Genomic DNA, 12737 nt, shown 5'->3' with positions numbered 1-12737 from the left:
AGGTCCCCGCGGGGAGAGGACGGGCGGGGGGCTGGCTAGGCTTGCGGTCATGGCGACGATCTCGCGGGTACGCGCACCTGAACTGCGTGGACGGGGCTGGCTGAACACCGGCGGCCGGGAACTCACCCTCAAGGACCTACGCGGCAAGATCGTCTTGATGGATTTCTGGACATTTTGCTGTATCAATTGCCTGCACGTCCTGGACGAGCTGCGTCCGCTGGAGCAGAAGTACGCTGACGTGCTCGTCGTCATCGGGGTGCACTCGCCCAAGTTCGAGCACGAGCGCGACCCGCAGGCCCTCGCCGCCGCCGTCGAGCGCTACGGCGTGGACCACCCGGTCCTCGACGACCCCGAGCTGATCACCTGGCAGCACTACGCCGCCAAGGCCTGGCCGACCCTGGCCGTGGTCGACCCCGAGGGTTACGTGGTCGCCTCGATGGCCGGCGAGGGCCACGCCGAGGGCCTGGTGCGGCTGCTCGACCAGCTCATCGCCGAGCACGAGGCCAAGGGCACGCTGCACCGGGGCGACGGCCCGTTCGTCCCGCCGCCGCCGTCCGACACCCTGCTCCGCTTCCCGGGCAAGGCGCTGCCGCTGCCCGACGGCCGGGTGCTGGTGTCCGACTCCGCCCGGCACAGCCTGGCCCTGCTCGACCCGACCCTGGCGCAGGTCACCCAGCGGATCGGCACCGGCAGCCGGGGCCGCGCCGACGGCACCGCCGACCGGGCCTCGTTCTCCGAGCCGCAGGGCATGTGCGCGCTGCCGCAGTCCGTCGCCGAACTCGTCGGGTACGACATCGTCGTCGCCGACACGGTCAACCACCTGCTGCGCGGGGTGAAGCTCGCCGACTGGAGCGTGACCACGGTCGCGGGCACCGGGCGGCAGCGGCGGTCCAGCGTGGACGACCACGCCCACGACGCCCGCGCCACGGACCTCTCCTCACCCTGGGACGTCGCGTACTACGACGGCAAGGTCATCGTCGCGATGGCGGGCACCCATACCCTGTGGTGGTTCGACCCGGTCAAGCGGACCATCGGGGTGTACGCGGGCACCACGGTCGAGGCCCTGCGCGACGGCCCGCTGCCCGACGTGTGGCTGGCCCAGCCCTCCGGGCTGTCCGTCTCGCCCGACGGCCGCAGACTGTGGCTGGCCGACTCGGAGACCAGCGCGCTGCGCTGGATCGAGGACGGCGTGCTGCACACCGCCGTCGGCCAGGGGCTGTTCGACTTCGGCCACGTCGACGGCTCGGCCGACGAGGCGCTGCTGCAGCACCCGCTCGGCGTGTGCGCGCTGGCGGACGGCTCCGTGCTGATCGCCGACACGTACAACGGGGCGGTCCGGCGGTATGCCGACGGCGTGGTCTCCACGGTCGAGCGGAACCTGGCCGAACCGAGCGACATCGTGGCGACCGCCGACGGGAACGTGCTCGTGGTCGAGTCGGCCGCGCACCGGCTGGTCGCGCTGGCCCAGACCCTCACCGCGTACGTCGACGGCGTCCGGCACAAGGTCGAGCGCCCGCCGGCGCTGCTGGCCCCCGGCGAGGTGACCCTGGACGTCATCTTCACGCCCGCGCCGGGCCAGAAGCTCGACAACAGCTTCGGTGACCCGACCCGGCTGGAGGTGTCCGCGTCCCCGGCCGAGCTGCTGCTCGACGGCGGCGGCGTCACGACCGGCCTGAGCCGGCGGCTGGTGCTGAACCCGGCGGTGTCGCGCGGGGTGCTGCAGGTCGTGGCTCAGGCGGCGACGTGCGACGCCGACGCCGAGCACGCGGCGTGCCACCTCACCCGGCAGGACTGGGGCGTCCCGATCGTGATCGACGCTGAGGGCACCACCCGCCTCCCCCTGATCCTCCGCGGCCTCGACACCGACTGACCGCACCTCTGCGCTGTTCGCGCCCCGCTTAGCACCTGTTCGCGCCCCGCTTAGCATTGACGCTGGCCTATCTAGAGCACGGTTTCCCCGAAAGCGTCCTCTGGATAGGCCAGCGTCGATTCAAGGCGAGGCGGGGGCCACCGCTCCGGAGTCGGGTCAGCGGATGAACGGGGTCAGCGGGACGTCCGCCTCCTCCAGCGCCGCGCGGACGGCGCGGGCCAGCACCACCGCCCCCGGCGTGTCCCCGTGCAGGCAGATCGAGTCGACCGCGTGCGGCAGCACGGTACCGTCCAGCGCGATCACCCGCTGGTCGACCACCATCAGCAGCGCTCGGGCCACCACCTCCTCCTGGTCCACGATCACCGCCCCCGCCTTGTCCCGCGGCAGCAGCGTCCCGTCGGCCCGGTATGCCCGATCCGCGAACCCCTCGGCGTATGTCGGCACGAGGGCGTCGCCGGCGGCGGTGGCCAGCGGCGAGCCCGGGGCGCACAGCACCGGCAGGCCGGTGGCCTGGGCGGCCTCGACGATCGCGTCGACGTGCGCGACAGCGTGGTACAGCGCGCCGTGCGGCTTGAGGTAGCGGACGCGGGCGCCTTCGGCGTCGGCCAGCGCCCGCAGCGCGCCGACCTGGTAGATGAGCTCGTCCCGCAGCTGGTTCAGGTCGTACTCGATGAAGCGGCGCCCGAATCCGGCCAGGTCGCGGTAGCCGACCTGGGCACCGACGGCGACGTCCCGCCGGGCGGCGAGCGCGCAGCTGCGCCGCATCGTCTCGGCGTCCCCGGCGTGGAAGCCGCATGCGACGTTGGCACTGGTCACGACGTCGAGGAGGGCCTCGTCGTCGCCGAGCTGCCAGCGGCCGAAGCCTTCCCCGAGATCAGCGTTGAGATCCATGGAAGGTCACGATAGTGCTTAGCCGGGCGGGGCGGCGGTTTCAGTCGGTCCAGTGCGCCGGGCGGTCGAGCGTGGCGGGGAGCCGGGTGGCCCGGTCGCCGCGCGCCGCGTTGACCTGGAACTGGGTGAGGTAGACGGCCTCGCTGAGGTCGGCGCCGCGCAGGTCGGCGCCGCGCAGGTCCGCCCCGATCAGCTCGGCCCGGCGCAGGTCGGCGCCGCGCAGGTCGGCGCCGATGAGGTAGGCGCCGCGCAGGTTCACCCCGCGCAGGTCCGCGTCGCGCAGGCGGGCGCCGATCAGATCCGCGCCGCGGCGGTCCTTAGGCTTCGGGCGTACGGCCGCACGGGCGAGTTCCCCGGCCCGGGTCAGCAGCACGTTGACCTTCGCCCGGTGGGCTGCGACGTCCAGCGCCCGCAGCGCCGGGGCGTCCAGCCCGGTCAGCGCCTCGGTCTCGGCGTAGGCCTGGGCGAGTTCGGTACGCAGCGGCTCGCCGACGGCCGGCGTCTGCGCGTCGGCGAGGTACCACAGCAGCTCGTGCAGCTGGCGCTGGACGGGGAAGGCGGCGAACATGGCGCTGGCGGTGGCCGGATCGGCGCGCCAGTCCCGCCCGCCGAAGGTGACCTGGGAGGTCTTCTGCCCGGCGCCGAAGCAGTCGTACACGGTGCAGCCGGTGAAGCCGCGCTCGCGCAGCCGCGAGTGGATGCCGCAGCGGAAGTCCTGGCTCAGGTTGGGGCAGGGCTGGCCGGCGTCCTTGGTCAGTGCGAAGTCGGACGAGGCGGCGAACGGCAGCGCGACGCAGCACAGGCCGAAGCAGTTCGCGCAGTCGGCGCGCAGGTCCGCCCGCTCCATCCTGGGTCCCTTCGTCCGGTCCGGCAGCGCGTCAAGTCTAGGTGTCATGGAGTTCACGCCCTTACTTACTGATTAGTAACCTACGGTGTCGTAACCTGAGACCATGAACGGCACCGCCGAACGCGCCCCCCGTCTGCGCCCCGTCGACATCGGCAAGCCCCGCATGCGCGGCTGGCTCCACGCGTACGCCTTCTTCGTCGCCCTGGTCTGCGGCGTCGTCCTGGTGGCCATCGCCGCGTTCCGGCCCGGCGCCGGGCCGGTGACCAGCGTCGCGATCTACAGCCTGACCGTGTGCGGGCTGTTCGGCATCAGCGGGCTCTACCACCGCCGGGTGTGGAGCGAGCGCGGCTACCAGACGATGCGGCGGCTCGACCACGCGATGATCTTCATCTTCATCGCCGGCACGTACACCCCGTTCTGCGTGCTCCTGCTCGACCACGACAAGGCGGTGCTGCTGCTGGCCCTGGTCTGGGGCGGCGCGGTCGGCGGCGCGGCGGTGTCGCTGATCTGGCCGCACGCGCCTCGCTGGGTCTCCGCCCCGCTCTACCTGGCGCTGGGCTGGGTCGCGGTCGCCGTGCTGCCCGACATCCTGCACCGTGGCGGCGTCACCGCCCTGGTCCTGCTGCTGGTCGGCGGCGCCGCGTACAGCGTCGGCGCGGTCTTCTACGCGCTGCGGCGACCCAACCCGTGGCCGGAGGTCTTCGGCCACCACGAGTTCTTCCACGCCTGCACCCTGGTCGCGGCGATCTGCCACCACATCGCCATCTACTTCGCCCTCTTCGCCTGACCCCGCACCCTTCCGGGCGCCCCGCGCCCCCCGCGCACGCTCCAAGATCGCAGCAGTTTCGGGGAAACTGCGCGAATCTTGGTGTCCTTTCCTGCAGTTTCCCCGAAACTGCACCAACCGCGGCGCGGGTCAGGCGCGAGGGGTGTGGGCGACGGCCAGTTTCGCGGTGGTCAACGCGGCCCAGTCGGAGTCGACCACGTGTACGGCCACCCCGCAGGTGCGCAGCCCGTCGGAGTCCTCGCCCCCGCCCGCGTCGAGCTGGGCGGACAGTTGGGAGATCGACGGGTTGTGGCCGATCAGCAGGACGGTCCGGCACTCGGGGCCGGTGGCGCGGACGACGTCGAGCAGCTCCTCGGGCGACCCTTCGTAGAGCGGCCGCTCGTAGCGGACCGTGGGCGAGCCCGCCCCGGACAGCGCCACGGCGACGGAGTGCCAGGTCTGGCGGGTGCGCCGGGACGGGGAGCAGAGGACCAGGTCGGGCACGTACTCCTGGCTCACCAGCCAGGCGCCGGCGGCCGCCGCGTCGGCGTGCCCCCGGTCGGTCAGCGGCCGGTCGGTGTCGGGGATCCCGACGGGCCGGTCGGCTTTGGCATGGCGCAGAAGCACCAGGGTGCGCGGGCGCTCGGCGGCGCCGGACAGCGGAGCCATGTGCTCAGCTTGCCGCACCGGGCCGCCGCGCGCATCCCAACCACTGCGAACCCGAGCGCGGCAGGCCCCTGAACGGGGGAAGCGCGGGCGGCGTCGGAGGACGCCGCCCGCGCTCTGCGGGATGGGTGAAGCGGGTCAGAAGGCGGCTTCGTCCAGGTCCATCGGGTCGAGCGTGGCCAGTTCGACGATGCGGCGGTCGGAGCCCAGGCGCGGCAGCACCTCGCGGGAGAAGAACCGCGCGGTGGCCACCACGCCGCTGTAGAACGCGGTGTCGGCCGTGTTCGGCTCGGCGGACAGGGCCGCCAGCGCCACGTCGGCGCGGCGCAGCAGCAGCCAGCCGACGACCAGGTCGCCGAGGGCGAGCAGCAGGCGGCGGGAGTGCAGGCCGACCTTGTACAGCGAGCGCGGGTCGTCGCTCTGCGACTCGGCGAGCCAGCCGGTGAACGTGCCGAGCATCGCCTGTACGTCGCCGAGCGCGGCGGCCAGGCTGGCGCGCTCCTCCTTGAGCTGGCCGTTGCCGGTCTCGTTGCTCAGGAACTCCTGGATCTCGCCGGCGACGGCCATCAGCGAGCGGCCGTTGTCCCGCACGATCTTGCGGAAGACCAGGTCGAGGCTCTGGATCGCGGTGGTGCCCTCGTACAGCGAGTCGATCTTCGCGTCGCGGACGTACTGCTCCAGCGGGTAGTCCTGGAGGAAGCCGGAGCCGCCGTAGGTCTGCAGCGACTCGCTGCCCAGGATCTCGAACGCCCGCTCGGAGCCGCAGCCCTTGACCAGCGGCAGCAGCAGGTCGTTGATCTTCGCGGCGCGGCCGGCGGCCTTCTCGTCCCCGGCGAACTCGGCCAGCTTCACCCGGTCCTGCCAGTACGCGGTGTAGGCGACCAGCGCGCGCAGGCCCTCGGCGTACGCCTTCTGCAGCAGCAGCGAGCGGCGCACGTCCGGGTGGTGCGTGATGGTGACGCGCGGGGCGGACTTGTCGGCCATCTGCAGCAGGTCGGCGCCCTGCACCCGCTCCTTGGCGTACGACAGCGCGTTCAGGTAGCCGGTCGACAGGGTGGCGATGGCCTTGGTGCCGACCATCATGCGGGCGTTCTCGATGATGAGGAACATCTGCCGGATGCCCTCGTGCACCTCGCCGACGAGCCAGCCCTTGGCCGGTACGCCGTGCCCGCCGAAGGTGGTCTCGCAGGTGGTGGAGACCTTGATGCCCATCTTGTGCTCGACGTTGGTGACGAAGACGCCGTTGCGCTCGCCCAGCTCACCGGTCTGCGCGTCGAAGTGGAACTTCGGCACGACGAACAGCGACAGGCCCTTGGTGCCGACCGCGTGGCCCTCCGGCCGCGCCAGCACGTAGTGGATGATGTTGTCGGACATGTCGTGCTCACCCGAGGTGATGAAGCGCTTCACGCCCTCGATGTGCCAGGAGCCGTCCTCCTGCTTGACCGCCTTGGTCCGGCCGGCGCCGACGTCGGAGCCCGCGTCGGGCTCGGTCAGCACCATGGTGGAGCCCCACTTCTTCTCGACGAAGAGCTTGGCCCACTCCTTCTGCTCCTCGGTGCCCTCGACGAACAGCACGTGAGCGAAGGACGGGCCGGAGCCGAACATCCAGACGGGCGCGTTCGAACCGAGCACCAGCTCGGCGAAGGCCCAGGTCAGGGTGCGGGGGGCGTTGCTGCCGCCGAGGTCGCCGGGCATGTCCAGGCGCCAGAACTCCGCGTCCATCCAGGTCTTGAACGAGCGCTTGAAGCTCTCCGGCATCTGCACGGTGAACGTGGCCGGGTCGTACACCGGCGGGTTACGGTCGGCGTCGGCGTAGCTGGCGGCCAGGTCGACGCGCGCCATGCGGTCGATCTCGCTCAGCACGCTGCGCGCGGTGTCGCTGTCGACCTCCGCGAACGGCCCTTCGCCGAACGGCGTCTTGAACACCTCGAACAGGTTGAACTCAAGATCCCGCAGGTTGCTCTGGTAGTGGCTCATTCTTACCGCCCTCAGCGCATTCGTTACCGACCAGTAAGGACGACTCTATTACTCGCGGGTAACAACCGGCAACCCGAATCGTGCGCCTGTCACGTCACATCTGCGTGAACTTCGGCGGGGTAGACCAGGCGGGCGATGTACATAGAGTGTCAAAACGGACAAATGCAAGGCGCCACGCCGGGCCGCGTCACCGGAACCGAGCGGGGTCGTTCATCCGGGTGACGCGGGCGCCCCCGCCCGCCGGACCAGGGGAGTCAACCATGATCGAGACGCTGCAGAAGATGCTGTTCGAGCCGCGCTACCCGGTGCGCTACGTCGGCCGCCACCGCATGGCCGCGCAGCCGTTCTCGCTGCCCCAGCTCTCGATCTCGCTGCGCCGCTCGCGCTCGACCGCGGCCTGACGCTCAGTTCGCCGCGCCCAGCTCCCAGCTGGGCACCGGTGCCGGCGCCTGCATCGGTCCGCTGTACTCCATCAGGATCAGCGCGATGTCGTCGTCGAGGCGGTCCTGCACCCACTCCATCAGCGCGGACTCCACCGAGGCCAGCCCGTCGGCGACGGTGCCGTGGCCGAGCAGCTTCCAGGCGCGGTCGGTGATCGGGAAGAACTCGCCGTCGCGCCGGGCCTCGGCCAGCCCGTCGGTGAGCATCAGCAGCCGGTCCCCCGGCTCCAGCCGCTCCACCCGGCTGCGCACCACCGGCATGAACCCCAGCGGCGGCGCGGGTGCGGGCGGATCCAGGGTGATGACCTCGCCGCGCCGGATCAGGATCGGCGCCGGGTGGCCGCAGTTGACGATCGTCAGCGTGCCACCGCGCTCCTCGACCAGGCACGCGGTCACGAAGTCCTCGTCGCCGACGCTGCGGGCCACGGCCCGGTCCAGGTCCGCGACGATCGCGCGCAGGTCGGCCCGCTCAAAGGCAACATGGCGGTACGAGCCGAGCACGATGCTCGCCGTGCGCACCGCGTCCAGGCCCTTCCCGCGCACATCTCCGATGATCATGCGGACGCCGTACGGCGTGTCCAGGGCTTCGTAGAGGTCGCCGCCGATGTCGGCGGCCGCGGTGGCGGAGATGTAGCGGCCGGCCACGGCCAGCGTGCCGACCTTCGGGCCGAGCGTACGCAGCACCGCCTGCTGCGCGATGGTCGCGAGCTTGGCCAGCTCGGCGATGCGCTCGGCCTGCCGCTGCCGCACCACCGCCACCACGGCGGCGATCCCGGTGGCCAGGCCGACCCCGATGACGTTGATGAACGACGGGACGTCGTCCACATCGCTGAAGAACGCGAACACCATGCCCACCGCGGTGGCCACGCCACCCGCGAACAGCACCGCCTGCCAGGGCGCGAACACCGCCGCCAGGAAGGGGACGGTCGCCATCAGGCCCACGTACCGCGCGGCGCTGCCGTCGGCGAGCTCCACCGCGCAGATCAATATGAGCAGCACGAAGGCCGCGCCGAGACCGGCGCGGAAACCGGGACTGAACGGGCGTCCGCCCGACAGGGCAACTGGTATGCGTACGGCAACCAGCATGCCTGATCAACTCCGCGCCAACGCTCAGATTGTCCCCTCGGTGGATCACATTCTGTCCGGTCGGACAGGTTTTCCAAGGGACATAGTCGAGTAAGGCAAACCGTCATCACCAGCACTGCGGCCGGGATGACGGGTGGATTGAGCCTTATTGGTGGCGAAATGTCGGAAGGAGTTACTCCGCCGCGCCGGAGTCGGTCGGCCAGGTGCGCCAGTTGAGCCAGGAGCGGGACGCGGTCGGGCCGCGCTGCCCCTGGTAGCGCGAACCGTTCACGCTCGACCCGTACGGGTGCTCCGCCTCCGAGGACAGGCGCAGCACGCACAGCTGCCCGATCTTCATGCCCGGCCAGAGCCGGATCGGGAGGGTGGCCACGTTCGACAGCTCCAGCGTCACGTGCCCGGAGAAGCCCGGGTCGATGAAGCCCGCGGTCGAGTGGGTCAGCAGGCCGAGGCGGCCCAGGCTGGACTTGCCCTCCAGGCGCGCCGCGAGCTGGTTGCCCAGGGTCACGACCTCCAGCGTCGAGGCGAGCACGAACTCGCCCGGGTGCAGCACGAACGGCTCCCCGTCGCGCACCTCGACCAGCGTGGTCAGGTCGTCCTGGCGCTCGGCCGGGTCGATGTGCGTGTACAGGTGGTTGTTGAAGACCCGGAACAGGCCGTCCAGCCGCACGTCGATGCTCGACGGCTGGATCAGGCTCGGCTCGAACGGATCGAGCTGGAGTTGGCCCGACTTGATCTCCGCAACCAGATCGCGGTCCGAAAGCAGCACGACCGCCAGCCTAGTGCCAGCTGCCCTTATCGCCGCCATTCAGCAGGTCAGCCGGGTGGTTTAGGCCCGTGTGGGGCGGGGTATCCGATCACTGTCCGACCCCCGGGCACGGCCCCGGACCCCGAACACGGGGTCCGGGGCCAAGATGTGCGTCGGCCCGGGTGCCAAGATCACCGCTTGTGGTCGTACCCCCATGTTGGAGTTGACGTTGCGCCACGAAGTCGCGATCTCCGCATCCGACTATCCCCACAAATCACCCGATGGGGGACGGCAGGCGTGTCTCGATGGCGCAGTCGAACATTTGTTCGATAAAGTCCCGGGCATGGCTACCTGGTCCGAGTTCGCCGCCGCCACACCGTGGCTGGCCTCGTCGATCCGCGCCCTGCTGCACCAGTACGGGCCCGGCGCGGGCTACCTGGCGACCGTCCGCGCGGACGGCAGTCCGCGCCTGCACCCGGTGTCCCCGATCGTCACCGACGAGGGGCTCTACTGCTTCATCCTCGACACCCCCAAGCGTCGCGACCTCGATCGCGACGGCCGCTACGCGCTGCACGCCTACCCTGCCGAGGACAGCGACGTCGAAGCCTGCCTCACCGGGCGCGCCCACCCCGTGACCAGCCCCGTCACCGTGGACCACCTCGCCCGCACGCACCGGGCCGCCCCGCTCGCCGACTGGCGGCTGTACGAGTTCGCCATCGAGACCGCGCTGCTGCACCGGCACGAGCCGGACACGCTGCCGGTGCTGTGGCGGGACCGGCGCGCGGTGCGCCCCGAACCCGCACCGGCCGTGGAACGCCGCGCACTGCGGCCCTACCTGCAGTTACTCGCGGCCTGACCGGCGGGCACCGACTTGCGGCAGTTACCTGCGTGCGTTGCGGCTGTGGCGTCAGGTACAGTGGGACCGCTCGCGGGTGTAGTTCAATGGCAGAACATCAGCTTCCCAAGCTGACAGTGAGGGTTCGATTCCCTTCACCCGCTCCACAACGAAAAGCCTGGTAGGACGTGAGTCCTGACCAGGCTTCTCTTTTCCCGCGATCCCTCCGGCCGTCGTGCCCGTCGCGTGCCCGTCGTCGCCCGGCAGTTTCGGGGAAAGTGCTGGAATCGGGGCCAAGATTCGCGCAGTTTCCCCGAAACTGTGCGTCAGGCCCGCTCGGCGGGCGGCGGGGGCGGGGCGGGCAGGGCGGCTGACACCGTGGCGGCGCTGACCGGGATCGGCCCGGCGGTCGTGGTCGGGCAGTCGTTGGGCTGCCATACCGCGATGCTGACGGCGGCGGCCCGACCCGACCTGGTGACCAGGCTGGTGCTGGTGGAGGCTGGCCCGCAGGGCGGCGACGGCACGGCCGACTCGATCGACCGGTGGTTGGCCTCCTGGCCGGTCCCGTTCCCGGACCTGGCGGCGGCGGCCGAGTTCCTCGGCGGCGGGCTGGTCGGCCCAGCCTGGGCGGGCGGCCTGCGGGAGCACCCGGACGGCTGGCGCCCGGTGTTCGAGCACGACGTCATGGTCGCCACGGTCGCGGGTGTGCACGCGCCGCGGTGGGCCGAGTTCACCCGGATCGACAGAGACATTCTGCTGGTACGCGGCACGGCCGGTTTCATGGCCGCCGACGAGTTCGCCCGGATGGCCGAGCATCCGAGGCTCACCGCGGTCGAGGTCGAGGGTGCGGGCCACGACGTGCACCTGGACAGCCCGCAGCAGTGGCGTGACGCGTTGACGCGGTTCCTGAGCCGCTGAGCCTCAGCTGCTCAGCACGGTGGCGGCCACGGCCGCGAACCCGGCGCCGGAGACGAGCCCGAGCGCGATCGTGCAGACCCGGGGCAGCGTGCGTACCTCGCCGACGGTTCGCTCGGCGCGGACGACGTCCAGCAGCGCCCGTACGTGTGCCGCCGCGCGCAGCTGGGCCGGCCGCCGGTTGAGCGCGTGGCGCCACACGGCCCCGGCGCCCATCGGCATGGTCAGGTGGCGCTGTCCGGCGACGGCGACCCGGATGTGGTCGTCGTCGGCCAGGTCGACGCCGCCGACCAGGTGCCGGGGCACGTGGCGGACGGTGAAGGCGGTGTGCAGGCTGAGCCGCCGGGGCGTGATGACGATCTTGCCAGCCGGTCCGAGCAGGTAGAACGCGACGGCGACCGGGACATGCACGCCGACGATGATCAGTGCGGTTCCGGGCGGGTTGGTGAGGATCGCAAACGGCAGCGCTGCCGTGACGATACCGATCATGATCCAGGCGATGGTGTCCTGGCGGCGGACGACGCCGCGTCGGCGGCGGCCCTTGAGGGGGGTCGACGGCAGGTCGTCCAGGCGCGCCTCGGTCCAGCGGCGGCGGCGCAGGGTGCTGACGCGCCCGCTGATCGCGACGAACGCGGTGACCGCGGCGACCAGTGCCAGCACCGGCGGCAGCCAGTGCCCGGGGCGGCTGGCGAGCCCGTCGGCGGTGACCACCAGGTCCGGATCGGCGGGATCCAGGTAGACCGTCGGGTGCTCGCCGACCGACAGGGTCGTGCCGATGGGGCCGGTGAGCTCGGCGGTGTAGGTGCGGCCCTGGTAGTCGTACTGGACGACAAAGGTGTCGATCTTGCCGTCGCGTACCGAGAACACGGTGGCGCGCGCCGGCACGCCCTCGTCGACCAGGTGTTCGACCTCGGCCCGGCCGGTCAGGTAGGACACCAGCGCGGCCAGCCCGAACAGCAGCGCCAGCGCCAGCCCCAGGCCGGTCGCCCGGCGGCTCCACCCCATGCCGTACGACGCCGAATCGGCCACGCGAACCTCCCCGTCCCCACTGGGCTGCCTGGTCGTGGCGCCCACCCTAGCGATCGACGGCAACCTCAGCGAACCAGCAGCTCAGCCGGGGTGCCCGCCGCGCGGACGCTTCGGACGAGGCTGCAGTTTCAGGGAAAGTGCGGCAATCCGGCGTCGTGAAGGGACAGTTTCCCTGAAACTGCAGCCACCGAGCGGGCGGAGTGCGCGGCGCGGCGGCACCGCCGTCAGCGGAGAAGGGCGGCGGCGATGGTGCGGGCCTCGGGGGACCAGGGGGCGGGGCGGCCCTTGGCGTCCATCTTGACCATGACGCGGCGGCCGTCGGCGTACACGGTGGCGCCGTCCTCGGACAGGAAGCGGAAGCCGTAGACGGCGCTGGTCTCCCCCATGCTGTCCAGCCAGAACTGCACGCTGACGGGGCCGGTGCCGCGGATCGGCGCGTGGTAGGTGATGGTGAACTCGCGTACGGCCGCGATCAGGTCGGGGCTGCTCGGCCTGCCGTCACGGAAGCCGTAGCCGTGCTCGCCCCAGAACTCCGACATCGCGCGCTCCAGCACCAGCGCGTACCGGGCGTTGTGCATGATGCCGACGATGTCCAGGTCGTCGATGTGGATCATCGCGGTGCGGATGGTGCCCGTGGACGTGTCGAGCAGTGCGGTGGTCATATCCAGGG

General features: G+C 71.4%; 13 protein-coding genes and 1 tRNA gene. 6 read left to right on the top strand and 8 right to left on the bottom strand.

All coding sequences use genetic code 11. The features are described from left to right. Positions 1-49: 49 nt before the first annotated feature. On the top strand, positions 50-1870 hold the full coding sequence (locus QEZ54_RS24965) for an NHL domain-containing thioredoxin family protein (protein WP_281307139.1): 1821 nt from the start codon (positions 50-52) through the stop codon (positions 1868-1870). 156 nt (positions 1871-2026) lie between these two features. On the opposite strand, the gene QEZ54_RS24960 is transcribed toward QEZ54_RS24965, so the two are convergent. Beyond that, positions 2027-2761, bottom strand: a complete 735-nt coding sequence (locus QEZ54_RS24960; protein WP_281307138.1) for a 5-oxoprolinase subunit PxpA — start codon at positions 2759-2761, stop codon at positions 2027-2029. 40 nt (positions 2762-2801) lie between these two features. Further along, entirely contained in the window at positions 2802-3608 is an 807-nt protein-coding gene (locus tag QEZ54_RS24955) for a pentapeptide repeat-containing protein (protein ID WP_281307137.1), read from the bottom strand. A 103-nt stretch (positions 3609-3711) separates the two neighbouring features. Between QEZ54_RS24955 and QEZ54_RS24950 the strand changes: the two genes are divergently transcribed. Then, on the top strand, positions 3712-4395 hold the full coding sequence (locus tag QEZ54_RS24950; RefSeq protein WP_281307136.1) for a hemolysin III family protein: 684 nt from the start codon (positions 3712-3714) through the stop codon (positions 4393-4395). 129 nt (positions 4396-4524) lie between these two features. On the opposite strand, the gene QEZ54_RS24945 is transcribed toward QEZ54_RS24950, so the two are convergent. Both QEZ54_RS24945 and QEZ54_RS24940 read right to left on the bottom strand, forming a co-directional pair. Next, positions 4525-5043: a histidine phosphatase family protein gene (locus QEZ54_RS24945; protein WP_281307135.1), complete on the bottom strand. Its 519-nt coding sequence runs from the start codon at positions 5041-5043 to the stop codon at positions 4525-4527. Between the two features lie 135 nt (positions 5044-5178). Then, positions 5179-7017, bottom strand: coding sequence for an acyl-CoA dehydrogenase (locus QEZ54_RS24940; protein ID WP_281307134.1), 1839 nt, complete (start codon positions 7015-7017; stop codon positions 5179-5181). Between the two features lie 260 nt (positions 7018-7277). On the opposite strand from QEZ54_RS24940, the gene QEZ54_RS24935 reads away from it, so the two are divergent. Then, complete coding sequence (locus tag QEZ54_RS24935) at positions 7278-7418, top strand: hypothetical protein (protein ID WP_281307133.1); 141 nt, start codon at positions 7278-7280, stop codon at positions 7416-7418. 3 nt (positions 7419-7421) lie between these two features. Here the strand turns inward: QEZ54_RS24935 and QEZ54_RS24930 are convergent, their stop codons facing one another. Next, positions 7422-8543: a PP2C family protein-serine/threonine phosphatase gene (locus tag QEZ54_RS24930; RefSeq protein ID WP_281307132.1), complete on the bottom strand. Its 1122-nt coding sequence runs from the start codon at positions 8541-8543 to the stop codon at positions 7422-7424. A gap of 172 nt (positions 8544-8715) precedes the next feature. Continuing rightward, a complete protein-coding gene (gene dcd, locus QEZ54_RS24925) occupies positions 8716-9309 on the bottom strand; it encodes a dCTP deaminase (protein ID WP_281307131.1) in 594 nt (197 codons plus the stop codon). A 322-nt stretch (positions 9310-9631) separates the two neighbouring features. Between dcd and QEZ54_RS24920 the strand changes: the two genes are divergently transcribed. From QEZ54_RS24920 to QEZ54_RS24910, 3 genes are all read left to right on the top strand, one after another. After that, a complete protein-coding gene (locus QEZ54_RS24920; RefSeq protein ID WP_281307130.1) occupies positions 9632-10144 on the top strand; it encodes a pyridoxamine 5'-phosphate oxidase in 513 nt (170 codons plus the stop codon). Between the two features lie 72 nt (positions 10145-10216). Further along, positions 10217-10290 (top strand) — tRNA-Gly (locus QEZ54_RS24915). Positions 10291-10444: 154 nt separating this feature from the next. Next, entirely contained in the window at positions 10445-11041 is a 597-nt protein-coding gene (locus QEZ54_RS24910) for an alpha/beta hydrolase (RefSeq protein ID WP_281307129.1), read from the top strand. Between the two features lie 3 nt (positions 11042-11044). Here the strand turns inward: QEZ54_RS24910 and QEZ54_RS24905 are convergent, their stop codons facing one another. Next, complete coding sequence (locus QEZ54_RS24905; RefSeq protein WP_281307128.1) at positions 11045-12067, bottom strand: DUF3592 domain-containing protein; 1023 nt, start codon at positions 12065-12067, stop codon at positions 11045-11047. A gap of 224 nt (positions 12068-12291) precedes the next feature. Next, complete coding sequence (locus QEZ54_RS24900) at positions 12292-12729, bottom strand: thioesterase family protein (RefSeq protein ID WP_281307127.1); 438 nt, start codon at positions 12727-12729, stop codon at positions 12292-12294. Positions 12730-12737 lie beyond the last annotated feature (8 nt).

The sequence above is a fragment of the Catellatospora sp. KI3 genome, from assembly GCF_029948125.1.
Taxonomy (GTDB): domain Bacteria; phylum Actinomycetota; class Actinomycetes; order Mycobacteriales; family Micromonosporaceae; genus Catellatospora.
This window is presented reverse-complemented; position numbering and strand designations above follow the sequence as displayed.

Bases quoted from the DNA above. Each gene is read 5' to 3' on its own strand.
- QEZ54_RS24960 (WP_281307138.1), bottom strand. From the start codon at position 2,761: ATGGATCTCAACGCTGATCTCGGGGAAGGCTTCGGCCGCTGGCAGCTC.
- QEZ54_RS24920 (WP_281307130.1), top strand. From the start codon at position 9,632: ATGGCTACCTGGTCCGAGTTCGCCGCCGCCACACCGTGGCTGGCCTCG.
- QEZ54_RS24940 (WP_281307134.1), bottom strand. From the start codon at position 7,017: ATGAGCCACTACCAGAGCAACCTGCGGGATCTTGAGTTCAACCTGTTC.
- QEZ54_RS24900 (WP_281307127.1), bottom strand. From the start codon at position 12,729: ATGACCACCGCACTGCTCGACACGTCCACGGGCACCATCCGCACCGCG.
- QEZ54_RS24965 (WP_281307139.1), top strand. From the start codon at position 50: ATGGCGACGATCTCGCGGGTACGCGCACCTGAACTGCGTGGACGGGGC.
- QEZ54_RS24930 (WP_281307132.1), bottom strand. From the start codon at position 8,543: ATGCTGGTTGCCGTACGCATACCAGTTGCCCTGTCGGGCGGACGCCCG.
- QEZ54_RS24955 (WP_281307137.1), bottom strand. From the start codon at position 3,608: ATGGAGCGGGCGGACCTGCGCGCCGACTGCGCGAACTGCTTCGGCCTG.
- QEZ54_RS24950 (WP_281307136.1), top strand. From the start codon at position 3,712: ATGAACGGCACCGCCGAACGCGCCCCCCGTCTGCGCCCCGTCGACATC.
- QEZ54_RS24945 (WP_281307135.1), bottom strand. From the start codon at position 5,043: ATGGCTCCGCTGTCCGGCGCCGCCGAGCGCCCGCGCACCCTGGTGCTT.
- QEZ54_RS24935 (WP_281307133.1), top strand. From the start codon at position 7,278: ATGATCGAGACGCTGCAGAAGATGCTGTTCGAGCCGCGCTACCCGGTG.